21 protein-coding genes are annotated in these 25,142 nt (G+C 38.3%); 13 read left to right on the top strand and 8 right to left on the bottom strand.

Annotation, left to right across the window (positions count from 1 at the left end; all coding sequences use genetic code 11):
• The first annotated feature begins 178 nt into the window (after positions 1–178).
• Both BLS35_RS26255 and BLS35_RS26250 read left to right on the top strand, forming a co-directional pair.
• Positions 179–1,783: a Na+/H+ antiporter gene (locus BLS35_RS26255; protein WP_090787279.1), complete on the top strand. Its 1,605-nt coding sequence runs from the start codon at positions 179–181 to the stop codon at positions 1,781–1,783.
• Positions 1,784–1,806: 23 nt separating this feature from the next.
• A complete protein-coding gene (locus BLS35_RS26250; RefSeq protein ID WP_090787276.1) occupies positions 1,807–2,376 on the top strand; it encodes an acyl-CoA thioesterase in 570 nt (189 codons plus the stop codon).
• Here the strand turns inward: BLS35_RS26250 and lpxB are convergent.
• Genes lpxB through surE form a run of 3 tightly spaced genes read right to left on the bottom strand, consistent with a single transcriptional unit; the run spans position 2,317 to position 4,540 of the window.
• On the bottom strand, positions 2,317–3,435 hold the full coding sequence (gene lpxB / locus BLS35_RS26245) for a lipid-A-disaccharide synthase (RefSeq protein ID WP_090787273.1): 1,119 nt from the start codon (positions 3,433–3,435) through the stop codon (positions 2,317–2,319). The two genes, BLS35_RS26250 and lpxB, sit on opposite strands and share 60 nt — an antisense overlap.
• A complete protein-coding gene (locus BLS35_RS26240) occupies positions 3,435–3,716 on the bottom strand; it encodes a stationary phase survival protein SurE (RefSeq protein WP_090787270.1) in 282 nt (93 codons plus the stop codon). Before BLS35_RS26240 ends, lpxB begins: the two co-directional genes overlap by 1 nt.
• 2 nt (positions 3,717–3,718) lie before the next feature.
• Positions 3,719–4,540, bottom strand: a complete 822-nt coding sequence (gene surE / locus BLS35_RS26235; protein WP_090787267.1) for a 5'/3'-nucleotidase SurE — start codon at positions 4,538–4,540, stop codon at positions 3,719–3,721.
• Between the two features lie 200 nt (positions 4,541–4,740).
• Between surE and BLS35_RS26230 the strand changes: the two genes are divergently transcribed.
• Positions 4,741–7,674: a M16 family metallopeptidase gene (locus tag BLS35_RS26230; RefSeq protein ID WP_090787260.1), complete on the top strand. Its 2,934-nt coding sequence runs from the start codon at positions 4,741–4,743 to the stop codon at positions 7,672–7,674.
• 75 nt (positions 7,675–7,749) lie between these two features.
• On the opposite strand, the gene acs is transcribed toward BLS35_RS26230, so the two are convergent.
• Positions 7,750–9,648: an acetate--CoA ligase gene (gene acs, locus BLS35_RS26225; protein WP_090787257.1), complete on the bottom strand. Its 1,899-nt coding sequence runs from the start codon at positions 9,646–9,648 to the stop codon at positions 7,750–7,752.
• A gap of 169 nt (positions 9,649–9,817) precedes the next feature.
• Here acs and BLS35_RS26220 point away from each other — a divergent pair, with 169 nt between their 5' ends.
• The 3 genes from BLS35_RS26220 to BLS35_RS26210 all read left to right on the top strand — a co-directional run bounded on the left by BLS35_RS26220 (position 9,818) and on the right by BLS35_RS26210 (position 11,724).
• A complete protein-coding gene (locus tag BLS35_RS26220) occupies positions 9,818–10,774 on the top strand; it encodes an AraC family transcriptional regulator (protein WP_254779146.1) in 957 nt (318 codons plus the stop codon).
• Between the two features lie 101 nt (positions 10,775–10,875).
• The gene (locus BLS35_RS26215) at positions 10,876–11,331 is read left to right on the top strand and encodes a MauE/DoxX family redox-associated membrane protein (protein WP_090787254.1); all 456 of its coding nucleotides are present in this window, start codon (positions 10,876–10,878) and stop codon (positions 11,329–11,331) included.
• An 84-nt stretch (positions 11,332–11,415) separates the two neighbouring features.
• Positions 11,416–11,724 (top strand): hypothetical protein, encoded by a 309-nt coding sequence (locus BLS35_RS26210; protein ID WP_090787251.1) that lies wholly within the window; start codon positions 11,416–11,418, stop codon positions 11,722–11,724.
• 44 nt (positions 11,725–11,768) lie between these two features.
• Here BLS35_RS26210 and BLS35_RS26205 read toward each other — a convergent pair whose 3' ends face one another.
• Genes BLS35_RS26205 through BLS35_RS26195 form a run of 3 tightly spaced genes read right to left on the bottom strand, consistent with a single transcriptional unit; the run spans position 11,769 to position 17,734 of the window.
• A complete protein-coding gene (locus tag BLS35_RS26205; RefSeq protein ID WP_090787247.1) occupies positions 11,769–13,139 on the bottom strand; it encodes a RagB/SusD family nutrient uptake outer membrane protein in 1,371 nt (456 codons plus the stop codon).
• A 9-nt stretch (positions 13,140–13,148) separates the two neighbouring features.
• Complete coding sequence (locus BLS35_RS26200) at positions 13,149–16,442, bottom strand: SusC/RagA family TonB-linked outer membrane protein (RefSeq protein ID WP_090787244.1); 3,294 nt, start codon at positions 16,440–16,442, stop codon at positions 13,149–13,151.
• On the bottom strand, positions 16,442–17,734 hold the full coding sequence (locus BLS35_RS26195; protein WP_090787241.1) for a FecR family protein: 1,293 nt from the start codon (positions 17,732–17,734) through the stop codon (positions 16,442–16,444). The genes BLS35_RS26200 and BLS35_RS26195 overlap by 1 nt, the downstream gene beginning before the upstream one ends.
• Before the next feature lie 417 nt (positions 17,735–18,151).
• Here BLS35_RS26195 and rpmB point away from each other — a divergent pair, with 417 nt between their 5' ends.
• The 7 genes from rpmB (at position 18,152) to BLS35_RS26160 (ending at position 23,941) form a co-directional block, all read left to right on the top strand.
• Entirely contained in the window at positions 18,152–18,385 is a 234-nt protein-coding gene (gene rpmB / locus BLS35_RS26190; protein WP_084289430.1) for a 50S ribosomal protein L28, read from the top strand.
• 41 nt (positions 18,386–18,426) lie between these two features.
• Complete coding sequence (gene rpmG, locus BLS35_RS26185) at positions 18,427–18,609, top strand: 50S ribosomal protein L33 (protein WP_015809322.1); 183 nt, start codon at positions 18,427–18,429, stop codon at positions 18,607–18,609.
• A gap of 40 nt (positions 18,610–18,649) precedes the next feature.
• A complete protein-coding gene (locus BLS35_RS26180) occupies positions 18,650–18,805 on the top strand; it encodes a DUF4295 domain-containing protein (RefSeq protein WP_090787238.1) in 156 nt (51 codons plus the stop codon).
• A 72-nt stretch (positions 18,806–18,877) separates the two neighbouring features.
• On the top strand, positions 18,878–19,840 hold the full coding sequence (ftsY, locus tag BLS35_RS26175; protein ID WP_090787235.1) for a signal recognition particle-docking protein FtsY: 963 nt from the start codon (positions 18,878–18,880) through the stop codon (positions 19,838–19,840).
• 42 nt (positions 19,841–19,882) lie between these two features.
• Complete coding sequence (gene rimO, locus BLS35_RS26170) at positions 19,883–21,217, top strand: 30S ribosomal protein S12 methylthiotransferase RimO (RefSeq protein ID WP_090787232.1); 1,335 nt, start codon at positions 19,883–19,885, stop codon at positions 21,215–21,217.
• 46 nt (positions 21,218–21,263) lie between these two features.
• Complete coding sequence (bshC, locus tag BLS35_RS26165; protein WP_090787229.1) at positions 21,264–22,850, top strand: bacillithiol biosynthesis cysteine-adding enzyme BshC; 1,587 nt, start codon at positions 21,264–21,266, stop codon at positions 22,848–22,850.
• A 5-nt stretch (positions 22,851–22,855) separates the two neighbouring features.
• A complete protein-coding gene (locus BLS35_RS26160) occupies positions 22,856–23,941 on the top strand; it encodes an Ldh family oxidoreductase (protein ID WP_090787226.1) in 1,086 nt (361 codons plus the stop codon).
• On the opposite strand, the gene lepB is transcribed toward BLS35_RS26160, so the two are convergent.
• Complete coding sequence (gene lepB / locus BLS35_RS26155) at positions 23,938–25,137, bottom strand: signal peptidase I (RefSeq protein ID WP_090787223.1); 1,200 nt, start codon at positions 25,135–25,137, stop codon at positions 23,938–23,940. The genes BLS35_RS26160 and lepB overlap by 4 nt on opposite strands.
• Positions 25,138–25,142: the final 5 nt, after the last annotated feature.

Below are 25,142 nucleotides of genomic sequence, written 5' to 3'. Positions count from 1 at the left end.
CATTATGGTTGGTTTCCCCTTATGACACCGAGTTTAATGTTTACCCCTATGCCAGCAAATAATTTAATTAAAAACTCTGTGCCAACGGAATAGGCTTCTGGTATAGATTAGCATCCTCTCCACTTAAGCATCTCTTAAAAAAAGCTTAAAAAGAATTTCAATTCCTTATTTTTAAAGCATGATACATGCGAACCTTCTTTTAATTCTTGCATTGTTTTTTGCCATGGCCCTTCTTTTCTTGCTGAGTCAGCGCTGGAAAATCTCTTATCCGATCTTTCTTGTCATTGGTGGTCTTGGAATTAGCTTCATCCCTGGCATCCCTCCGATAAACATCAATCCAGATATTGTATTCCTTATTTTCTTACCTCCATTGTTATTTGAAGCAGCATGGTATACTTCATGGAATGAGTTTTGGAAATGGAGAAGATCTATTTTTTCTCTTGGATTTGCTTTAGTTTTAATCACCTCTCTAGCCATAGCCTATTTCTCAGTCAGCATTATACCCGGTTTTACATTAGCATTTGGCTTTTTGTTAGGCGGTATCATCTCTCCACCAGATGCCGTTGCCGCGACCTCGGTTTTAAAAGGTCTGAGTATGCCAAAAAGAGGACTAACCATCCTGGAAGGTGAAAGTCTTGTAAATGACGCAGCGTCTTTAACCGTATTCAGATTTGCTTTAGCTTCTATATTAACCGGACAATTTGTGCTCCAAAAAGCAGCTACCGATTTCTTTATTTTAGCTATAATGGGCATAATAGTAGGTTTAGCCATTGCCCACGTGCTTTATTTTATATTGAGGTACTGGGCAAAATCATCAAGCATTACCACCCCTATTACGCTAATTGCCCCTTACCTGATGTATATAGTGGCTGAGCAGTTCCATTGGTCGGGTGTACTTGCTGTGGTAAGTGGTGGATTATTTTTATCATTCCGATCTGGCGATTTTCTCAACTATCATACACGTCTTCAAGGAAAAGAAGTTTGGGCAACAGTAGGGTTTCTTTTAAACGGCTTTGTATTTATCCTAATTGGATTAGAACTACCTGTAATTGTAAATGGACTGGAAGGTTATTCTATGGAGGAAGCGATTAAATATGGCCTAATCATCAGCTTAATTGTAATCATCGCCCGGATTATTTTGGTCTACGCTTCCGCCTTTATTCCAAGGTTTTTGAGTCCCCGGATCAGAAAAAAAGAAACAAGCCCGGGCCTTAAGCTTCCATTCATCATAGGTTGGGCCGGCATGAGAGGTGTAGTTTCTTTGGCATCCGCATTAGCAATTCCCCTTACCTTAAATACCGGCGAAGCTTTTCCGCATCGCAATATGATCTTATTTATCACCTTTGTGGTCATATTGGTAACCCTTGTATTTCAAGGGCTAACACTCCCTATTTTCCTTAGAATTTTAAAAGTTGAAGAAATTGACGAACATATCCCTGAAGATGAACAAATAGAATCGATCCGTTTACAACTAGCTAAGGACTGTGTAAGTTTCCTGAACGATAAATACAGCTCAGAAATGAGTCAATTTGAAACCATTTCCAGAATTAAGGAACAGCTCGAAAGAAGTATAAATGCTACCGAGCGCACCTTGCTCGAACAAGCTCAAAAAGAAGAGGTTACATCAGTAAGAAAACTATACCGAAAAATTATGCTGGAATTGATTGCTTTAAGAAGAAAAGGGCTTAAGAAAATGAAAGCCTCAAAAAAATATGACCACGAAGTCCTGAGAGATATGGAAGAGAATCTTGACCTTGAAGAGGCAAGATTAAATAAACACTAATAACAATTAACCAGCAAGAATAAATGGAAAATTATAAACCAGTGCGGTTTTCGGAAACCGTACTCACAGAATTGATGATCCCCGCTTATGCCAATTTTGGAGGAAAGATACATGGAGGCACTTTACTTTCATTGATGGATAAGGTTGCTTATGTATGTGCAGCCAAGCACGCCGGCAATTACTGCGTAACCGCCTCTATTGACACCGTTAATTTTTTAGCTCCTGTTGAAGTCGGGGAATTGGTATCCTTAATGGCCTCTATAAACTATGTAGGAAACACATCGGTGGTAGTGGGTATCCGCGTAATTTCTGAAAACGTTAAAACCAATGCTGTTAAGCATACCAACACCTGTTACTTTACCATGGTAGCTAAAGATGACAATAACCTACCAGTACAAGTACCGGGTCTGATATTGGAAAACCGGGAGCAGGTACGACGGTTTATTGAAGCTAAAAGTAGAATCGATATCAGACGACAATACCGCAAGGACCTAAATGATGTAAATATCCCAGAAAAAGACGAACAGTGTCGTCTACTTCTTGTTGGAGAGCGTTGCCAAATAGTTGAGAATGAGTTTAGCAGTACGTCCTGATGCTCCTGCGGTACCCATTTTTGCCGAGAGCTCTTTGTAATCACTAAGCATCTGCGCTCTTTCGGCTCCGTTTAGAATACCTTTAAGCACACGGGTAATGCTTGCTGTATTGCAATCATTTTGGATCAATTCCTTAACTACAGCCCTATCCATAATTAAATTAACAAGCGATATAAATCTGATTTTGACTAATGCTCTTGCGATCGCTACAGATATTGCACCGCCTCGATAAACTACTACCTGTGGTACATGAAACAAAGCCGTTTCTAGTGTAGCCGTGCCCGAAGCGACAATTGCCGCTTTAGCTACATGAAGCAAATTATAAGTTTGAGCGAAAACCAATGTCACATTATCCGTCTTAATAAATTGTCGGTAATAAGCTTCATCAAAACTTGGCGCCGCAGCAACCACAAAATGACAATCAGGAAAGCTTTGGGTAACACTTAGCATATCCGGCAGCAATCGCTCTATCTCTTGTTTACGGCTACCCGGCAATAGTGCAACAACATCCTTTTCAAGCTGATATTTTTTACGGAACTCCGGATCCGGGGTAAACTGCGCAATTTCATCCAGCAATGGGTTACCCACATAATCGACCTCCATGCCCCAGCTCTTGTAAAAATCTACTTCGAAAGGCAAAATACAGAACAGCTTATCTACTATCCGTTTTATTTTAAGCACACGTTTTTGGTTCCATGCCCAAACCTTTGGTGAGATATAATAGCAAACCTTAATGCCATTGGCTTTGGCAAACTCCGCAATCTTTAAGTTAAAACCCGGAAAATCAATAAGAATCAATACATCTGGTTTATAAGCTAGTATAGCAGCTTTGCATGCTTTTAGGTTTTTAAAAATAGTGCGCAGATTTAAAAGCACTTCAGTGAATCCCATAAAAGCCATTTCAGCGTAGTGTTTATCCAGTACTCCGCCTTCGGCCAGCATCTTATCGCCACCATAAAACCTAAATTCAGCGTTTGCATCTTCAACTTTTAGTGCTTTCATTAAATTAGCACCGTGCAAATCTCCTGAAGCCTCTCCTGCTACAATATAATACCTCATTATTGGGTTATTTTATAAAAAAAGAATGCAAAGGCCCAGAGAAAAGTAGCACTGATAATGCCCCTGCCAATATTGTCCTTATTTAATTTAAAAAAGTAATGCATTAATCCTGCATTTACAGCAATACATCCAATCAATAATAAATCGGCCTTTGCCAAAAAAGCAAACCTATGCATCAGGTACCAGACTATAGCAAGTAAGACACAAGGTATCAGTAATCCGATACCCAGGCCTGTAAATACAGAATCTTTAATTTGTGCTAATCGATTTCCTAATGTCATAATTATCCAAGTGAAGACCCATCAGCTGCAGCAACAGAGGCAGGCGGAACATCAAAAGTCCAACTGTTCAACACTGGAATAGCGTGATGTGCAGTCAAATCAAACTGTACGGGAACCACCGACACATATCCATTATCTAACGCCCAAACGTCTGTATCCTCACCTTTATCATTATTTTGGAATACACCAGTAAGCCAATAATATGACCGATTGTGCGGATCTTTACGCTCGTCAAATTCTTCAGCCCATTTGGCATTCGCCTGTCTGCAAATTTTAATACCTTTCAAATCGGCACCATTGGGAAAATTTACATTTAGTAAGGTGGCCTGTGGCAATCCGTGCTCCAATACTTGTAAAGCAATCGTTTTGATAAATCTTTTACAGTGACTAAAGTCTGCTTGTTCAGAAAAATCATCCAGTGAAAAACCTATGGACGGAATATTTTCGATCGCACCTTCTACAGCGGCCGACATCGTTCCAGAATAGATTACATTGATAGAATTATTTAATCCATGATTGATACCAGATACACAAAGATCAGGTTTTTTACCTTTAAATATTTTGTTTACTGCCAGCTTCACACAATCCACAGGTGTACCAGAACATTTGTACATTTCTACACCGGGGTATAGGTCAACCCGGTCAAAACGCAATGGCTTTCCAATCGTAATGGCATGTCCCATTCCCGACTGCGGCCCATCAGGTGCCACAACTACCACATTCCCCAATTCCATCATTACTTCAATCAGATTTTTAATTCCTGGTGCGGTAATACCATCATCATTCACTACTAAAATATTGGGTCTTGAATTTTCCTTCTTCATGTGTGTATATTAAGATATAAAACACTTATTAAGCGCTGGCAATATGCCATATTCACCATTCTTGATGAACTTGCTTAACAAACTGCTTTTGTAGCCGTAAAAGTACAAGAATTCAAACAAAAAGTTTAGCATTCAACTTATATTTGAAACCAGTTACTAGAAAGTGTAGAAACTAAAAAACTAACTCATAACTTATTCTAATGAAAAAAAAACTACTACTGCTTGTCTGTTTGCTGATAACAGCATCAAGCTTAATGGCGCAATCTGCCTACCAATGGAAAACGGCATCATCAGGGGGATACACCTATAAGTATGTGACTAACGACCCAACAAAATCTCGTTTCTATACCCTAAAAAACGGTCTAACTGTAGTGCTTTCACAAAACACAAAGGAACCGATCATAGAATTCCGTCTTGCAGTAAGAGCAGGTAGCAACAACGACCCACATACTGCAACAGGCTTAGCGCATTACCTGGAGCATTTGTTATTTAAAGGAACAGACAAATTTGGCACAATGGATTTTACTAAAGAGAAACCATTGTTGGATAAAATTTCGGCACTTTATGAACAATATCATGATACCACTGATCCTGCAAAGCGCAAAGCGATCTATGCCGAGATTGATAAAACATCAGGACTTGCCTCTAATTACTCTATTGCCAATGAGTATGATAAAATGATGAAAGCAATTGGCGGCCAGTCAACCAATGCTCATACCTGGTACGAAGAAACGGTTTACAACGAGGATTTCCCTGCGAATGCTACAGACCAATTTCTTGCCCTTCAGGCCGAACGTTTCCGTAAACCAATCTTCCGTATATTCCATACTGAGCTGGAAGCGGTATACGAAGAAAAGAACCGCGGATTGGACAACGATTCCTGGAAAGTAAATGAGCAAACAGGTGCATTACTTTTCCCTACTCACAATTATGGTCAACAAACCACTATCGGAACTATTGAGCATTTAAAGAACCCATCATTAGTAGAAATCGGAAAATACTATAATAAGTATTACGTACCCAACAATATGATCATTGCTTTAGCTGGTGATTTTAACCCGGACGAGATGATTAAAAAGGTAGACAAATCGTTTGCCTATATGAAACCAAAACCACTTGAGCTTTACAATCCAGCTCCTGAAAAACCACTTACAAAGGTGCAGAAACTAGACATCTATGGCCCTAGTGCAGAGAGTGTAAGATTATCCTACAGAGGTTTCGCGCAAAACACTACCCAAAGTATGCTATTGGATTTAATTTCCAGTATCCTATCTAACGGAAAAGCGGGTTTATTGGACATCAACTTAAATAAACAACAGAAAGTTTTAGGTGCCGGAGCTGGCTATCAACAGATGAAAGATTATGGTATTTTTACTCTTTCGGCGCAACCAAAACAAGGACAAAGTCTGGAGCAGGCGCAACAATTATTACTGGATCAGATTAACAAACTTAAAAAAGGAGACTTTGATGAAAGCTTGATTAAAGCAACTGTAGCAAACAGTAAGCTTGGACTTTTGGAAGCTTTTGATAAAAACAGTTTCCGCGTTGAGGCTATCACAAACGAATTTATCCTTAACCGTGGTGTAAACTGGGACAAATCATTAGGCAATCCTGATGCGATGGCCAAAGTGACCAAAAAACAAATCACAGACTTTGCTAATCAGTTTTTTAAAGACAATTATGTTGTAGCGTACAAACACAAAGGTGAAGACAAAAACATTGCTAAAGTTGAAAAGCCAGCAATTACCCCAGTAAATACGAATGCTGCTGAGACATCAGACTTTGCGAAAAACCTATTATCGATGCCGGTTAATGCCATTGCACCTAAGTTTTTGGACTACAAAAAAGATTTAGATTTTGGAAAATCAGGCATTGCGGAGATTGTTGCGGTACAAAACAAAGACAACAGCATCTTTAACCTAACTTACCGCTTTGACATGGGCGCCTGGAGTAATAAGCTACAGCCTTATGCTGCTCAATATTTAACTTTTTTGAGTACTGATAAATACACTGCAGAACAGATCAGTAAAGAGTTTTACAACATTGCCTGTAACTATAGCTTTAACGTAGGTAATGAAACAACTTCTATTACTATAAGTGGACTACAAGAAAACTTTGATAAGGCTGTAAGTCTGGTTGAGCATATTTTTGCCAATTGCAAGCCCAATGAACAAGCACTTGTGGAACTTAAAAGCCGCATATTAAAATCAAGAGAGAACAATAAGCTTAATAAATCAGCAATCCTTAATGGATTAACCAGTTATGCACAATATGGCGCAAGCAATCCTTTTAATCATGTACTGAGCAACGAAGAAGTGAAAAATATTACTTCAGCGCAATTACTGGAGATCTTGCACAACATTAATAACTACAAGCATACCATTACTTATTATGGCCCTCAACATTTAAATACATTTACTGCAACCATTGGTAAATTGCATAATTTGCCTAAGGAATTTACACCTGATGCGCCTGCTGCTAAGTTCACTTATGCAGACAATACGGCAAACCAAGTGTATTTTGCTGATTACGATATGGTACAATCAGAGATCCGTTGGGTACGCAATGGAGGCTTGTATAATCCTACATGGGCACCTAAAGTGACATTATTTAATAGTTATTTTGGCGGTGGTATGGGCTCAGTAGTTTTCCAAACCATTAGAGAGTCAAAAGCCCTTGCTTATTCAACTTTTGCGGTCTTCTCCGCACCAGACAAAAAAGAGAAGCAATATGCTATGGTGGCTTACGTAGGCTGTCAGGCTGATAAAATGAATGATGCTGTAAAGGGAATGAACGAATTATTAAACGTTCTACCTCATACTGAGAAGGCTTTTGATGCTTCGAAATACAATGCATTAAATAGTATTGAAACGAGTAGAATTACCAAGGACGATATTATCGGTGCTTACTTTACAGATAAGAAATTAGGTTTCGATCACGATTCCAGAATCGATGAGTATGCAGGATTAAAACCATTGACTTTTGATGACATTAAATCATTTCATGAAAGCAATGTAGCCAACAAACCTTATACCTATTGTATTGTTGCTTCAGAAAAAAATGCAAAACCTGAAGACATGCAAAAATTTGGCCCTGTTACCAAATTATCATTGACACAGATTTTTGGATATTAACATTTTAAAATAAACATAAAAAGGGTATCCAAAAATTATATTGGATACCCTTTTTTATGTTGTTGATTTATAACTTTATTTTAACTGTCCTGCTTTTTCAACAATTTCAGTTACTACCGTTGGATCCAACAAGGTGCTTACATCACCCAGATTACTGGTATCACCCTCGGCGATCTTTCTTAAAATGCGTCGCATAATTTTACCAGAACGAGTTTTTGGCAAACCTGATACAAACAATATTTTATCCGGTTTAGCAATTGCACCAATAACGCGGGTTACGGTTTGCAAAATATCTTTGCGGGTAAGATCTTCATCGTTGTGTACATTAGGATTGATCACAAAGGCATAAATCCCTTGTCCTTTCACATCATGAGGATAACCAACTACAGCACTTTCTACCACACCAGCGTGCATATTAATTGCATTTTCAACTTCCGCTGTTCCAATTCTGTGTCCCGATACATTGATTACATCATCTACCCTACCTGTAATTCTATAATATCCATCCTCATCCCTTAAACAGCCATCACCAGTAAAGTAAAGATCTTTATAAGTAGAGAAATAGGTTAATTTGCAACGTTCGTGATCACCATAGGTGGTACGTAACATTCCAGGCCATGGGAACTTAATACATAAATTACCGTTTACACCATTACCTTCTATTTCATTACCTTGCTCATCAACTAAAATTGGCTGTATACCTGGCAATGGTAAGGTAGCAAAACTCGGTTTTGTAGGCGTAACAAAAGCTATCGGAGAGATCATAATCCCACCAGTTTCGGTCTGCCACCAGGTGTCTACAATCGGGCATTTGCTCTTTCCGATATTCTCATCAAACCAATGCCATGCTTCTTCATTAATAGGCTCCCCTACTGACCCTAGAACGCGTAGCGAACTTAAATCAACGCCATTAAGTGGTTCTTCACCAAAGCTCATTAACGAGCGAATGGCTGTAGGTGCAGTATATAAAATATTTACTTTGTGTTTTTCTACAACCTGCCACATTCTGGATGCATCAGGATAGGTTGGAATTCCCTCGAACATTAGTGTCGTAGCCCCTTGCGAAAGCGGACCATAAACGATGTAAGAGTGTCCTGTGATCCAACCGATATCAGCCGTGCAGAAGAATACTTCATCTGGCTGATAATTGAATACATTGGAGAAAGTATATCCAGCATAAACCATATAACCACCAATGGTGTGTACTACACCTTTAGGTTTTCCGGTCGACCCAGAGGTATATAGAATAAATAACAGGTCTTCCGCGTCCATTTCTTCAGCAGGACAGTTGGTATCAACCAATTTAATTTCATCCTCCCACCAAACATCTCTGCCTTTCAGCATCGATACTGCCGTACGGGTATGCGTTAAAACGATTACCCTCTCAACTGTTGGACAGCCAATCAGCGCATCATCAATTACTTCTTTTAATTGGATTTGTTTGTTTCCCCTAAATGCGCCATCAGCGGTAATTACCACTTTACATTCGGCATCGTTAATACGATCAGCAATTGATTTAGCAGAAAAACCACCAAATACAACAGAATGAACAGCACCAATACGTGCACAAGCCAATACTGCAACTGCAAGTTCAGGTACCATTGGCATATAGATACATACTCTATCGCCTTTTTTTACACCGTTCTTTTTTAGAACATTACCAAAACGGCAAACTTGTTCGTGTAATATTTTATAACTTAAAGTGATACTTGCTTTTTGTGGATCATTTGGCTCCCAGATAATGGCCGGTTTATCTCCATTTTCTGCTAAATGTCGGTCTAAACAATTTTCAGTGATATTTAGCTTCGCGCCCTCAAACCATTTTATATTAGGTTCAGAAAAATTCCAGGACAAAACTTTATTCCACTTTTTTTTCCACTGAAAATTATTAGCAATCCCTTCCCAAAACTGTTCAGGGTAATCTACACTATACTGATATGTTTTTTGATACTCTTCAAATGATTTAATTTGCATGGTTTAATTTGTTTCGGTACTAAAGTTCAAATATAACTTTATTAAAAAGCTAACAAAACTTTTATATAATCTTTTACATAGTGTAAAAAACAGCAATTATCTTTGTTTCACCTGACTTTCCTTTACTTTACAGCATCATCTTTACCTCAATTTTCAAAAAGGGTAGACAATGCAATCACACATCAAACTTCATTTAGCAGGTGATAGATCGGTAGCGCTAACACCTGATGCACTTCCTCAACTTAGTGCCATGCCTTTGCGTATGGCAAAAGCTGAAAAAATAAAAATCAATGAGGGAGTCATTATTATTCAATCTCTTAGTCATTATCTGGCGTACATCGAATTGTTCGAGTACACGCTTAAACAAGAGGCTAACATCGATTTCTCGGTTAATAAACCTGCATTTTTCATGTATGTTAATCTGCGAAAGAACACTTGTTATTTGTGTTACCGATCTATCGGAATGTATAGGGAAACACTCAGTGCAGGAACACATCAAATGATGCTGATTACCTTTAGCCCGGAATGGTTAAACTATAAAAGTAAAATACTACCTGAATTAAAATCTTCTATCGAATTTTTCAAAAATCCTCAAGAGCAAAACTTCAACCTTCCCTCCTTTGGCATCGCCAAAAATCTATTTAATCTGTTAAAAAATACAGACTCAAGAACTAACCATGTAAACATGGATACAAACATTTATATCTTCATCAACAATTGCATTTTGAGATACTACAACAAGCTTATCGGTCGAAATGCCACCAATCAATATCACCAGCATAAAGCGACTGCAATTGCTAATTTTATACAAGAAAATTTTACATCCGAAAAAGCAAGTAGCGCACAAGAACTTGCAGACCTCTTTATGGTATCAGAAAGAAGCCTTGCGCGACTCGCAAAAATAGCTTTCGGAATCCCACTCCGTGAGCAGATCATAAAGTTGAGAATAGATTTGGCATTAAAACTGTTATCCACAACTAATAAACCTATAGGTGAGATAGCCAGATTAAGCGGTTACAAAGAGCCTCACTATTTTAGTAAAGCTTTTAAAAAACGTGTTGATAGCTCTCCGAAGGGCATTGAAAGACCGTATAGAGAAATGGCAACATTTGAAATGCCACGGTAAAATCTTGCCAACCTTTCTCGAATTATTTTGGCAGAATTCTACATTTTTTTTAAAAAAAATGTGCTGCATCTTTGGATTAATAACCAATAACAATAATCGATATGCAAATTACATTAAACAAACAACAAGGCCTGCAGATATCTGCTAAAACCAGAGAAATCATCGTAGACATTACGGTTTATTTGTTCATTATACTTTTTATGTATACCGCAGCAAGTAAAATACTAACGGTAAAATCCTTTGCATCAACACTAGCAAAATCACCTTTAATTGGTAGCTATAATATGATTGTGGCTTATGCCATTCCGATCGTAGAAATCATCATCAGCATAGTCCTGATCTTTCCCTTTATAAGAAAGGCAGGCTTATATGCTTCATTTCTACTGATGACCGTATTTACAGCTTACCTGGCTTACATGGTTCTTTCAGGAAATAAATTACCATGTCATTGCGGAGGAGTAATCAGTACAATGACCTGGCAACAACACATTTGGTTTAACCTGGGTTTTGTTGTGCTGGCAATTATTGGCTTAACGATAAACAGAAAAAAGAAATAAAAGAATTTACGCGCGTGATTCCAGGTAAATAAGGTAGCCTGTTAAAATAAATACTTTGGGGATTTACTAAACAAAACAATTAAGATGAACAAAATTAAAAAAGCAGCATTTGGGGTTCTTATAGCAGGACTGGCATTCGGGTTCAGTGCATTCACCACAATAAAGAAAAGTTCTATTTATTCCTATTATCAGGTGACCAATCCATATGCAATCCCTAGCAGTCCTGTAGGCTATGCTTACTATTCAGGCGACAGGTGTGAGGAAGGAGGTACTGTTTGCGCAGCACGATGGGACATTGGCACGAATGCACCTCCGACTGCCGATGGACAAGCTCTGCCTTCAACAGGAGTAACTTTTCAAACTAATTCGGTCATCAGTGGTCATTTTGAATAAAAAATATATAGGAGATTGAATTATCAATCTTCTATATATTTTTCTTAACGTTCATTCTGCTGTACCCCACTCAACTTGATCTCTTCGTCATCAATCGGAAAAACATACTTTTTGTCATTTGGCAGTAAGCTATAAGAAATCCCATTTAGTACTCTAGTTAAAGTAACAGCAAATCTGGGATCTCTGTTTAGCCTTCTTAAATCTGACCAACGAATTCCCCGGAAGACCAACTCTTTTCTCCGCTCCGTTAAGATATAATTCAATACGGTATTAGGATTTGTACTGATCAAATCCAGATAAATACCTTTCCATCTGGCTCTCCGTAAATCATTCAGATCCTCTAATGCTAAGCTGATTTTTCCATTTCTTGCATAACATTCCGAACGAATCAGGTACATCTCATCGGTGGCCAATCCCCCAAAAAGGGATTTATCACCATTATAACTCCCTTTAAATGTCATCCCGTTCGCATTAGTTGTAAAAAAGATAGACCTACGACAATCGGCAACAGCATATTCATTGTATAATTCTGGCACCACAGTTAGCCTTGACGCACTAAATATCCCATATGTAAATGTACTATGAAAGATCACTTCCGGATTAAATCTTGCAATGGGAAAAGGTACAGCACTATTCAATGTCGTGTAATCCATTAAATCAGACTGAATTTGCAAAGCCAAATCAGCGTATACTCCAGCTTGTTCATAGTTTTCCATCGCCAGGTAAATTCTTGCTAGTAGAGCGTACACCGCTTCTTTAGAGGGGCGAGTTTTGTACTGAGGCTTAACCCCTAGCAGATTAGCAGCTTCTTTTAAATCGGCAATGATCCGATCATAAGTTTGTTGAAGACTACTTCGTTTCACTTTTATATTTACATCATACTCCAGCCTTAAGGGCAATCCCAGATCTGCATTTGCAGTACTAGAATTATATACTACACAGTATTCCTGAGCCAAATTAAAGAAATCAAAAGCACGAAAAAACAATGCTCCACCCTTCACATTGTTCCAATCCTGTTGGTCATTTACACTTGATTTTACTTTTTCAATCCCTTCCAGGATCACATTTGCATTTAAAACCCGTTGATAAGCAGACCCCCACTCTGCGCTTTCCACTCCCTTATAAAATTCTTCAGTCGGCGCCCATATGTAACCAGACTTTTCCTCCATGCTGAAAAGATCTTTCCAAGCAGAATTAGTAATATAAAAATCACCCGATCCTATTTCGCCTAGACCACTAGCTTGTTTATTGAAGATTTGATAACTATTATCGAGCAACGCTTGATAGTCTTTTATGCTATTGGGAACAACTAATGATTTGTCTGGTTTAGCTTCCAACCAAGTCTTACCACAAGATTGAAAAAGCAGTACCACTAGTATTGAAAATATATAATTTAAACTCTCTTTTTTCATCATACGCGCTCTTTAAAAACTAGCTTTAATCCCTAGCGAAAAACTCATGGGCACGGGACTTGTCAATCGATCACCTATCCCAGGAACCAAGTCCGGATCTAAGCCAAAATTATTTGCCTTCCAAATGATACCCATATTATTCGCGTACAAATAAAGCTGCATCTGTTTTACTGGAATATTTTTCCAATTGGAACTATCCAAATCAAAACTTAGGCTGATATCCTGCAAACGAACATGATCGCCTTTTGCAACAGTTGCCGAAGAATTTACATAAAACTTATCCCTAAAACTGCCTTCCGTGTAATTTGCTTGAGATGGCACACTTGTAAGTAACTCATCACCCGTTTTTTGCCATCGCCTTTCAAAATCGTTGTTCAAACCTTGGACTGCCCCTAAATGATACATGCTGTAGTAATTTACTGAGGGCTTTCTGAAATAATAACCCAACTTATAGCTGATGCTAAAGGCAAATGTAAATTTACGAAAGGAGATCGTATTATTCAATCCTCCAAATACAGTCGGACGTGCAGCCCCATTGTATTCAAGTTCATCCAGCGATGTTTCAGTGAATATCTTATTATAATCCTTACTGACCTGGTCATTTAAATAGCCTCGAGGATCTCCGTTCAAAGGATCTAATCCCGCGGATCTATAACTGTAAATACCATACACGGGTTTACCGAGTAGTGGTTTTGCCATATCATTAAAATACGAGGCGCCATTTGTGTTAATCACATCGTACAAAGTTACCCAATCATGCACTGTCGAAAACAACGCATTCGTTTGCCATTTAACAATACCATTTAGATTCCGAGAAGTAAATGAAATATCTAGACCTCTCGCCTTCATTTCAGAAAAATTCCCACGTAATACCTTTATCCCCGTACTGGCAGGAAAAGCCTTGTCACCTAGCATATCCGTCCCCCTCTTAAAAAAATAATCCACCTTACCAGAAATAATATTATCCTTAAACCCAAAATCAAGTCCAAAGTTAGCAATACCTATTTTTTCCCAACGAAGCTCAGGGTTGCCAATATTTACTATAGCTGCAATAGGTAAATTTGTAGATATTGCATTTCCAATATTATTACTGAACGTAGTTATCCCTGTATTACTCTTATCTAAATTCCCATTAAATCCATAAGAGACTCTTAATTTTAATACAGGCAACCAATTCATCTGATAAAAAGATTCCCGATCCAAATGCCATAAAGCACCCGCGGACCCTAGCGGTAAACTCTTCTGATTGGTTTTAACTCCGAAATAATTTGAGCCATCCATTCTAGCACTGGCAGATACCACATACTTTTGGTCATAAGCATAAACAACATTCGCATATGCCGACCGGATTCTATCTAATTTCCCGAAAAGATCACTTCCAGTACTTATCTTTCCTTCACCTGAGGGGTTTAGTTTAAAAACAGTTGTAGAATCGATGGGAACTGAGCTTCCAGTGCGCTTATCATAGCCATAGTTAATGTATTTGCTTCCTTGTGTATCAAATTCAGAAAGCTCATAACCAGCAATAGCATAAATGGAATGCTTCTTCCAGTCCTTCTCATAATTCAATTGAGCCCTAAAATTCTTTGCTACAGCTTTACGTACTGTTTCATACTGAATTGCACCCAAAGGAATGTTATAACCGCTCACTTGCCCGGCCTGCAAAATGGCGTATCGATTGATTGAATTTCTCGTCAGATAACTTTCTACTCCTCCAATAAGTTCCGAACTATTTCTGATATGTTGATAGAGATACTTTACCTCTGCTTTTAAGCCTGGAAAAAGTGTGTACTTCAAAGCTCCATTTAAGCGTAAATCATTACCAAACGCATTTGTTTGAGACAATCCCAATTCATCCAGAGGAACATAAGACCAATCCAAAAAACCTTTAGCCATTGCCTGTGTATTAAAACCGGCACTGTATAGACCGTTATACACTGTAGCCTTGCCATTGGCATCCTTAAACCGGTAATAAGGGGTAAAATTTTGATATGAAGTCACAAGAATTGTGCTGTCCATTTTGCCAGTAGTCCTTACATAATACAATCCTGCAGTTAACTCCAAATTTTTCAAAAGCTTTACTGTGTGCTGGGTATTTACAGTAATTCTATTGTTTTCATTATTAATGAGACTAGAAAGTGACCGATCATACCCGGCAGAGAGATAATGATGAGATCGATCTGTACCTTTACTCATATTAAGATAATATTGTTGCGAAACAGGACTTCGATAAAAATATTTAAGTTCCTCATTCCGGATGTCATTCCCACGCAAGGCATTAAGCTGTTGTTCAGTTACCGTTGCAGATTGCCCCTTCCTTTGTCTATCTAAAATCTCCACAACTGGAGAAACAATAGGAAAGTTAACCTGATCTAGCAAAGCAGCATCATATTTCCCATTGTTGAACAAGAAAGTTTCTACATCAATAAAATCTTTTGAAGACAGATAATTTGGATTGTAAAAGATATCCGGTTTACCAGAAACCGTCAAATTAGAATTAAAAGAAAGCTCCAAGGGTTGCTTGTACTTTCCACTTTTTGTGGTAATCACAATCACCCCGTTACCGGCCCGAACACCCCATATAGAAGCAGATGCCGCATCTTTTAATACTGAAATGTTAGCTACATCATTTGGATTAATGGAATTAAAATCACCATTAAAAGGGAAATTATCTAAAACAATTAAGGGTTGATCATTCGCATAAATTGTACTTCTACCCCGAATAGATATGTCCAAATTCCCATTACTACTATTCAAAGTATTCTTATTGAACAACAAGCCACTTGTAATTCCTTCCAACCTACTAAAAATATCGGGACTAACTCTGCGGTTTAACTGGGCGCTATCTACCATGGCAAAACTTCCCGTAACGCGTTCTTTCGGTATCCGCTGATAACCAGTACTTACAATTTCCACCACAGGCAAATCAACCTCTTTTTTCTCCTCAGCTGCTGTAGGCTTATTATCTACTTTCGGTTTTACAGTGCTAACTGCAGCAACAGCGGCAACAACCGGCTGATCCTTTACCACAATCATTTTATCGACCATGGAATAGGTAAAATGCAACTTGTTAGCAAGCTTATCCATTGCCTTTTTAAGCTCAACATTCCTGAAATCAGCATCAATCTGTTGATCTATATTGAACTCTTTTTCATTCCAGACTACACTGGCTCCGGTTTGCTTCCTTATTTCCTTGAAAAACTGCAATAAGGGTACATTTTTCTTCACATAATTTAACTTTTGTGCACGTACAGTTATCCCTAGCAGCATGAATATAAAAACAATCCCCCCTCTTCTTAATAGCATTATTCTAATACAGTAATTCTTCGGCCTTCTATTTTAAATTTTACGTTCGCGGTCATTTCCAGCATTTGTAATACCTGAGCTATTTTGTAAGACCTTATTATGGTACCACCTATAAGCTCCTCGCCTATCTCCTTGTTCTGATAAACAACTTCTACATCATACCAACGGGTAACCATTCGCATGATACTCTCTAATGACGTATTCCTAAATGTAAATTCTCCATTTTTCCATGCTATCGATTCCTCAGCATCCACATGTTTCACACTTATTTCGTTGTTTACTAAAGTCGCCTGCTCATTAGGTTTAAGCAATACAGATTTCCCTAAATCTAATTCGGCATTTACCCCTCCCATAAAGTCTAGTGTAGAAGGATCCAGACTTGCTGCCAACACATTTTGTGTTGATGCTTGCCTAACGCGTACACTTCCCTCGAGTAAGGTAGTTTGCACACTTTTTTCATTGCTATAAGCGTTTACATTAAAGTGCGTTCCCAAAACTTCAATTTCCTGACCATTGCTTACCACTATAAATGGAACCCGTACAGCAGACCGCCTTTCGCCTTGTAATGAAGGACGTGTAATTTTAGAAATTTCAAAATAAGCTTCACCATTTAACTCCACTCTGCGCTGAGTAACTCCGGCAAAGGTTGAGGGGAACTTTAAACTACTTGCAGCATTGAGCCACACTTTACTCCCATCTGGTAGTATCATTTGATAAGTACCTCCTCGTGGGATATTCAGTACCATTTGCTGGCTTTTGGTAACCAAATCTTCTGGCCCTGCAACTTTAGCTCCGTCAATGTACTTTAACTCGTTGCCCACTACAGCTACTCCAGCTTCCTTTGCGTTTAAAGGAATGTTATCCCCATTTGCCAAAGTCAACAATATCTTCTTTGAACTGGGGATCGCCGCATTATTTTCAAATGCAGGGATGGAATGAGCTGGCGTAAAAAACAATCTGTTTAGGCTTAGTAAAACTAATACAACAGCGGCGATCGAACTTAATCCTATAACAAACTGCCTAACAATTGTACTGCGCACAGGTCTTTGCTCCTCTTCTTTGCGTATTCTTTTTACAGTAGACAACGCAGTTCCGAGTTCAAAGTTCAGTTTATGAACTTCAATATTCCCTGCGTTCCTGTTATATTTTAAAAAAACTTGTAGCTCATCGTAAGTAATTCTGCCTATAAAATCGTCATTATCGTAGACAGGAAGGCTATCTACCTTCCCATTTTGCATTATAGATAATGCTTCGGCAACCAGTTGCCGGGTATATAATCTGATCTGATCCAAGTTTAAAATGCGTTAAATTAAAATCCACCCTCCCAATTACACATCAAAAGTACCTAATTTTACGATTATTTCCATAAATTACAAGCGATAATATCATTACAATTCTATTTGACTATCAACACTTTAAAACAAAAACCATCTCAACACCTTAAAAAGGAAGAAAAAAATAAAAAAATAGCGACCATTCAATCTTAGTTAAAAATCAAATTTGCTATTCTAAAAAGCCAGCTCATTCTTTCAACCATCTTCAATGCTAAAAGAATGATGGTTTAAGAGAAATTGTCAATTTTATCGCTCAACCCTCTGGAAATAAATTAAAAATATTTCGGACTCCTCTTGACGGATACAAATATTTTATTGATATTTGCACACTCTTAAAAAGATTAAGAAAATATATTTAACACTATAAATAAAGGCATGTCTAGAGTTTGTGATTTAACCGGAAAAATGGCAATGACAGGTTTTAATGTTTCTCACTCAAACGTTAAAACTAAGCGTAAGTTTTATCCCAACTTACAACTTCAGAAATTTTATATTCCTGAAGAAGATCGTTGGATAACACTGAAAGTATCTACTTCAGCAATCAAAACCATCAACAAAATTGGTATTACTGAAGCGATCAGTCGTTTCGTAAAAAAAGGATATTTGTAAATAACATTGGTTGATGTGAATCAACCTTAATAGTATATAAAATGGCAAAAAAAGGTAACAGAGTACAAGTTATTCTAGAGTGTACAGAGCATAAGACTAGCGGCATGCCTGGTATGTCTAGATATATCTCTACTAAAAACCGTAAAAACACAACTGAGCGTTTAGAATTGAAAAAATTCAATCCAGTATTGAGAAAAGTAACGGTTCACAAAGAAATTAAGTAATATCATTTAGTTATTTAACTAAATATAATCCTATTAAATCATGGCAAAAAAGGTAGTTGCTACCCTTAAAACGGGTAAAGGAAAAGAATATTCGAAAGTTATTACAATGACTAAGTCAGATAAAGGGGCTTATTCTTTCAAAGAAGTTATTGTTCACAACGATCACGTTCAAGATGCTATTGCATCAAAAAAATAATTTTAATATTTTATAATATTAGAGCCGTCCCTTTTTACCGGGAGGGCTTTTTTTGTTTTATTATACATTCGTATGGGGTTATTTGATTTTTTCAAGAAAAAAGAAACTGCGCCTGAAGCGCAAGTGGCTCTGGATAAGGGATTAGAAAAAACTAAAGAAGGCTTTTTTAGTAAAATCACTAAAGCTGTTGCTGGTAAATCAACGATAGATGACGATGTACTCGACAACCTGGAAGAAGTACTTGTTACTTCTGATGTTGGCGTAAGTACAACATTAAAAATCATCGACCGCATACAGCAACGTGTAACCAAAGACAAATACTTATCTACTTCTGAACTAAATCACCTATTGCGTGATGAAATTCAGCTGCTACTAGCAGAAAATAACAGTAACGATTTCAGACAGTTTGAATACGGTCAACACAAGCCTTATGTAATTATGGTTGTTGGTGTAAATGGGGTTGGAAAAACCACCACCATTGGAAAACTGGCACATAAACTAAAGGCAGAAAACCTTAAGGTTGTTTTAGGTGCAGCTGATACTTTTAGAGCAGCAGCTGTGGAACAAATTAAACTTTGGGGTGAACGCGTTGGTGTACGTGTAGTTGCGCAGGCAATGGGTTCAGACCCTGCTTCAGTAGCTTACGACACCTTGCAATCTGCAGTAGCTAATGGCGAAGATGTGGTGATTATTGATACTGCTGGCCGACTACATAACAAAATCGGGTTGATGAACGAGTTGGGCAAAATTAAAAATGTGATGGAAAAAGTGATCCCTTCTGCCCCACACGAAATATTACTAGTACTGGATGGCTCGACAGGACAAAATGCATTTGAGCAATGCAAACAGTTTACAGAAGCTACCGACGTAAATGCATTGGCCATTACTAAACTTGATGGTACAGCAAAAGGCGGTGTGGTAATTGGCATTTCAGACCAGTTTAAAATTCCAGTAAAATACATAGGCGTTGGCGAAAGCATGAACGACCTTCAATTATTTGATAAAAAAGCATTTGTTGACAGCTTGTTTAAATAAAAAGCGACAACAATAAATTACAAGAATACCCAATATTACAACATGAATACAAAAAACACTTCCAAAATTATCCCTGTTAAAAAACCTAAAATCAATGTCATTACTTTAGGCTGTTCTAAAAACACCTACGACTCTGAAGTTTTAATGGGACAACTACGCGGCAATAGCATGGATGTGGTTCATGAAGCTAATAAAATGGGGAAAGATGATATTGTTGTCATCAATACTTGTGGTTTTATTGACAATGCAAAACAGGAATCTATTGATACCATTTTACAATACAGTCAATTAAAAGATGAAGGTAAAGTAGGAAAAGTATTTGTAACCGGATGCTTGTCGGAACGTTACAAACCAGAATTAGAATCCGAAATCACCAATGTTGATGCCTTCTTTGGAACCAACGATTTAAACAACTTATTGCACTCTCTAGGTGCAAACTATAAACACGAACTAATTGGCGAGCGTTTATTGACTACCCCTTCTCATTTTGCCTACTTTAAAATCGCAGAAGGCTGTAACCGCCCCTGCTCTTTTTGTGCCATTCCATTGATGCGCGGAAAACATGTTTCCCGCGATATGCAGGAACTGGTAAACGAGGCTAAAATATTGGCTGCAGGTGGAACTAAAGAATTAATCCTAATTGCACAGGATCTGACGTATTATGGTTTAGATATTTATGGTAAACGCAATCTAGATGAATTATTACGTAGACTATCTGATGTAAACGGTATCGAATGGATCAGGCTTCAATACGCCTACCCTTCAGGTTTCCCAATGGAAATTTTAGATGCCATGAACGAACGCGAAAACATTTGCAAATACCTGGATATGCCTTTACAGCACATCACAGACAATATGCTTAAATCAATGCGTCGTGGTATCACCAAACAAAAAACCATCGATATTGTAAACCAGATCAGAGATAAGGTACCAGGTATCGCTATGCGTACTACTTTAATCTGCGGTTACCCGGGCGAAACAGAACAGGATTTCCAAGAAATGATGGACTGGGTTGAAGAAACTCGTTTCGACAGACTAGGGTGTTTTACTTATTCGCACGAAGAGAAAACACATGCGCACGACCTTGTAGATGATGTACCTGCTGAAGTAAAACAGGAACGTGTAGACGCAATTATGGAGTTGCAACAAGGAATATCTTTCGACATTAACCAAGAGAAAATAGGCAAAACCTTTAAGGTTCTTATAGACAGAAAAGAAGGCGACTTCTTTATTGGGCGTACCGAATTTGACTCACCAGAAGTTGACAATGAGGTTCTAATTGATGCCAGCACAGGTTATGCCGCTAATGGCAGCTTTGTACAGGTAAAAATAGACCGCGCCGAAGACTTTGATCTATATGGACAGATTGTAAAATAAAAGCCGCAAATTAAGAATTATGGTTTATTAACTTAAATTCGTAGCAATGCAGGCTAAATACATATCATACCAGGAAACGAATGCTTTCTCTGCAATTGTACTGGATTACATCAGTGGAAAAGATCAGTTAAAGTCTTTTTATAAATATACACCGGATTTTAATGGCTTCGCTGAAGCCATTAAAAATCGTAATTACAATGCGGATAGAACCGTATTGGTGGATACTTTAAAAAAGCAATATGCGTCTGTTAAAACAACGCCAATGGTTACCGAGCATATCAAACGATTGGGAGATAGCCGAACCTTCACCATCACCACTGGTCATCAGCTAAACATTTTTACCGGTCCACTTTATTTTATTTATAAAATAGTGACTGCTATAAACCTGGCAAGAGAATTAAAGCAAGAATTTCCTAATTACAATTTTGTTCCTGTCTATTGGATGGCAACTGAAGATCATGATTTTGAAGAGATCAATCATGTGAAAATTGAGGACAAAATGCTAACCTGGAATAAAGAGGCTGCTGGAGCTACAGGTAGGCTGAACACTAAAGATATTATTGAAACCCTTACTGCTTATAAAGGTTATTTAGGTATCGGCACCAAGGGGCTGATGTTATCCCGATTAGTTGAAGCCGCCTACACTAACAATGCTAAACTAAGTGATGCTACGCGCGAATTAGTAGACGCCCTATTTGGTGAATATGGATTGGTTTGTGTAGATGCAGATGACCCTCAGTTAAAAAAACAATTTGCTGAAATTATATATCAGGACATTACTGAACAAAATAGCTTCAAGTTTATTTCTGAAAGCAATGCTCAATTGGAAGCCATTGGTCATAAGCCGCAGGTAAACCCTAGAGAAATCAACTTTTTTTACATGACAGACCAATTGCGGGAACGTATTGTAGAAGAAGATGGGCGCTATAAAGTGATGCACACTGAGATCAGCTTCAGTAAAGAAGAACTTGAAACAGAGATTAGTAATTTTCCAGAAAGATTTAGTCCAAATGTGGTAATGCGCCCGGTATACCAAGAGTTGATTTTACCCAACCTGGCCTATATAGGCGGAGGTGCTGAGCTGACTTATTGGTTACAATTAAAATCAAATTTCGATCATTACAAAGTTGATTTCCCAATCGTTCTATTGCGTAATTCGGCAATGGTGATTGATAGCCGAAGCGAAGAAAGAATGCAGATCCTTGGCATCAGTTATAAAAACCTGTTTGCCAAAACTGAAACTATAAAAAATGAATGGGTACGCTCACATGTCAACCTTCAACTCTCTTTAAACGATGAAGAACGCGCAATCAGTGCCGTTTTTGATCAGATCAAGCTAAATGCCTATAAGATTGACAAAACGCTTTCTCAATCTGCCGATGCAGCTAAAACAAGAGCACTCAAATTGATTTCCAGCTTAGAGAAAAAAATGCTGAGAGCCGAAAAGCGTAAGCATAAAACCTCCCTTGCTCAGATAGAAAGCTTAAAGGAGAAACTTTTCCCAACAGGAGTACTACAAGAAAGGGTGTTAAACATTGCCCCATTATATGTGCTGTACGGCGACGAATTTATTGATTCTTTAGTTGCCTATTTTAAACCGTTAGACCACCAGTTTACCGTATTATTTGCCTGATTACCATGAAATTTCACACTTTTACAGAAAATAACCTGCGTCTCTTTACCGAAAACGTCTTTTTAACTATGGGATGTCCGGAAGTAGATGCGAAGCTTGCTGCTGATGTTTTATTACGTTCTGATTTAAGAGGTATTGACTCCCATGGTGTAGCCCGTTTAAGTGGCTATGTGAGGCTCTGGGAAAAGAAGCGAATCAATGCCACTCCTATTGTAAAAGTAGTCCATGAAACCGCTACTACAGCTACTGTAGATGGTGATGGAGGATTAGGTTTGGTGGTAGCCCCATTTGCGATGAAAATTGCAATGGAGAAAGCGAAAACCTATGGTAGCGGTTGGGTTGCTGTAAAAAACTCCAATCATTTTGGAATAGCTGGTTACCATGCACTAATGGCTGTAGAACAAGATATGATTGGCATCAGCATGACTAACGCTAGTCCGCTGGTAGCGCCTACTTATGCCAATGAAAGATTATTAGGTACCAACCCGATGTGCTATGCTTTCCCTGCAGGCAAATACCCACCCGTGGTGGTAGATATGGCGACAGCTGCCGCTGCCAATGGTAAGTTAGAAATTGCACAAAGGGCTAACCAACCCATTCCTGAGGGCTGGGTACAAGACAAAGAAGGAAATACCTCGATAAACCCACACCAGTTAAAAGAAGGAGGTTCATTATTACCTTTGGGAAGCGATAAAGACCATGGAAGTCATAAAGGTTATGGATTAGGCGCTACAGTTGATATTCTATCTGCGGTGCTGTCGGGTGCGAATTACGGTCCATGGGTCCCTCCATTTGTTGCCTTTCTGGAGCCACCAACAGATCCTGTAGGCGAAGGTATTGGTCACTTCTTTGGTGCGATGCGTGTGGATGGTTTCCGTCCGGCACAAGACTTCAAAAATCATCTTGACAACTGGATCACCCGTTTTAAAAGTGCTAAAACGATAGATCCTGAAAAGAAGGTCATCATTCCTGGCGAACCTGAATATGCCTTTGAAAATGAGCGCAAAAAAAACGGCATCCCTTTAATAGATGCCGTTGTGAATGATTTAAATGAGCTAGCCCTTAAATTAGGAATCGCTGGTTTATCTTAATGAATGCCTCTTAATAGTCTATTCCATCTGATTTTATGGAAGAACGAAGCATTGGTATCGTAACTCATCCATATAAACAATGCTTTTCCTACGATATGATCTTCGGGAACAAAGCCCCAATAACGTGAATCAGCAGATCTGTGTCTGTTATCACCCATCATCCAGTAGTAATTCATTTTAAAGGTATAGCTGTCTGCAGCTTTACCGTTGATCAGCCATCCAGTGCCTGATTTCTCCAACTTATTGCCTTCATAAATGCGGATACTTCTTTCATAAAGTGGCATGGTAACACTGTCCAACTTAACCGTCCATCCTTTTTTAGGAATAATGATCGGTCCAAAATTATCTACATTCCAGTCTCTGTTGCGGTCAAACGGAAAAATATCACCTTCACGCTCGTGCGGAACTGCAGTAAATTCTTTAACGGATTGTACGAAGTCTAATTTTTTCACTGCCGCCATCATCTCTGAAGTTCCGTTAAACGTATACACATTAGGTGTCATGGTACTTCTGATATCATCAGAAATATTAAACCCTAGATCTTCAAAAACTGAAGGATTCACATCAGGCGTTTTAAACACGACCTCATAACTTATCTGCCCCGTATTTTTCAATGGTTCAGGCTTTCCATTAATACTAACCAATCCATTGGCCATGGTTATGGTATCACCTGCTATCGCAATGCAACGTTTAATATAATTTTCTCTTTTATCAACAGGTCTGCTTACAATGGTATATCGGCTATTGATTGCCGCCCATCCTTCAGATCTTACCATCTGGTAATAATCAACATCCTGTTGTTCCAGCGCTACAGTATCACCTTGTGGGTAGTTAAAAACCACTACATCATTTCTTCTGATATCAGATAATCCTGGTAATCTGTGGAACTTCCATTGTACACCATCCCAATAAGCTTTAGTACCAGTTATTGGCATCGTATGGTGGGCAAAAGGAAATGCTATTGGAGTCATTGGTACCCTTGCACCATAATTCACCTTGCTAACAAATAAAAAGTCGCCAACCAACAAAGACCTTTCCATAGAAGCAGTTGGTATCGTATAGGCTTCGATAAAGAACACCCTGATAATAGTTGCAGCAACTACCGCAAAAACGATCGCATCCACCCATTCACGGGATTTTGTTTTTTTCTTCTTCGGCTTATCGTCTTTACTTTTTTGCCAGAATTTCCAACTCATATATT

The organism is Pedobacter sp. ok626, assembly GCF_900100435.1.
In the GTDB taxonomy this organism is placed as follows: domain Bacteria; phylum Bacteroidota; class Bacteroidia; order Sphingobacteriales; family Sphingobacteriaceae; genus Pedobacter.
The sequence above is the reverse complement of the archived record's forward strand: the minus strand, read 5'-3'. Positions and strand labels throughout refer to the sequence as shown.

Coding starts and splice junctions, on each gene's coding strand:
- BLS35_RS26255 (WP_090787279.1), top strand. CDS start 179: ATGATACATGCGAACCTTCTTTTAATTCTTGCATTGTTTTTTGCCATG.
- BLS35_RS26250 (WP_090787276.1), top strand. CDS start 1,807: ATGGAAAATTATAAACCAGTGCGGTTTTCGGAAACCGTACTCACAGAA.
- lpxB (WP_090787273.1), bottom strand. CDS start 3,435: ATGAGGTATTATATTGTAGCAGGAGAGGCTTCAGGAGATTTGCACGGT.
- BLS35_RS26240 (WP_090787270.1), bottom strand. CDS start 3,716: ATGACATTAGGAAATCGATTAGCACAAATTAAAGATTCTGTATTTACA.
- surE (WP_090787267.1), bottom strand. CDS start 4,540: ATGAAGAAGGAAAATTCAAGACCCAATATTTTAGTAGTGAATGATGAT.
- BLS35_RS26230 (WP_090787260.1), top strand. CDS start 4,741: ATGAAAAAAAAACTACTACTGCTTGTCTGTTTGCTGATAACAGCATCA.
- acs (WP_090787257.1), bottom strand. CDS start 9,648: ATGCAAATTAAATCATTTGAAGAGTATCAAAAAACATATCAGTATAGT.
- BLS35_RS26220 (WP_254779146.1), top strand. CDS start 9,818: ATGCAATCACACATCAAACTTCATTTAGCAGGTGATAGATCGGTAGCG.
- BLS35_RS26215 (WP_090787254.1), top strand. CDS start 10,876: ATGCAAATTACATTAAACAAACAACAAGGCCTGCAGATATCTGCTAAA.
- BLS35_RS26210 (WP_090787251.1), top strand. CDS start 11,416: ATGAACAAAATTAAAAAAGCAGCATTTGGGGTTCTTATAGCAGGACTG.
- BLS35_RS26205 (WP_090787247.1), bottom strand. CDS start 13,139: ATGATGAAAAAAGAGAGTTTAAATTATATATTTTCAATACTAGTGGTA.
- BLS35_RS26200 (WP_090787244.1), bottom strand. CDS start 16,442: ATGCTATTAAGAAGAGGGGGGATTGTTTTTATATTCATGCTGCTAGGG.
- rpmB (WP_084289430.1), top strand. CDS start 18,152: ATGTCTAGAGTTTGTGATTTAACCGGAAAAATGGCAATGACAGGTTTT.
- rpmG (WP_015809322.1), top strand. CDS start 18,427: ATGGCAAAAAAAGGTAACAGAGTACAAGTTATTCTAGAGTGTACAGAG.
- BLS35_RS26180 (WP_090787238.1), top strand. CDS start 18,650: ATGGCAAAAAAGGTAGTTGCTACCCTTAAAACGGGTAAAGGAAAAGAA.
- ftsY (WP_090787235.1), top strand. CDS start 18,878: ATGGGGTTATTTGATTTTTTCAAGAAAAAAGAAACTGCGCCTGAAGCG.
- rimO (WP_090787232.1), top strand. CDS start 19,883: ATGAATACAAAAAACACTTCCAAAATTATCCCTGTTAAAAAACCTAAA.
- bshC (WP_090787229.1), top strand. CDS start 21,264: ATGCAGGCTAAATACATATCATACCAGGAAACGAATGCTTTCTCTGCA.
- BLS35_RS26160 (WP_090787226.1), top strand. CDS start 22,856: ATGAAATTTCACACTTTTACAGAAAATAACCTGCGTCTCTTTACCGAA.
- lepB (WP_090787223.1), bottom strand. CDS start 25,137: ATGAGTTGGAAATTCTGGCAAAAAAGTAAAGACGATAAGCCGAAGAAG.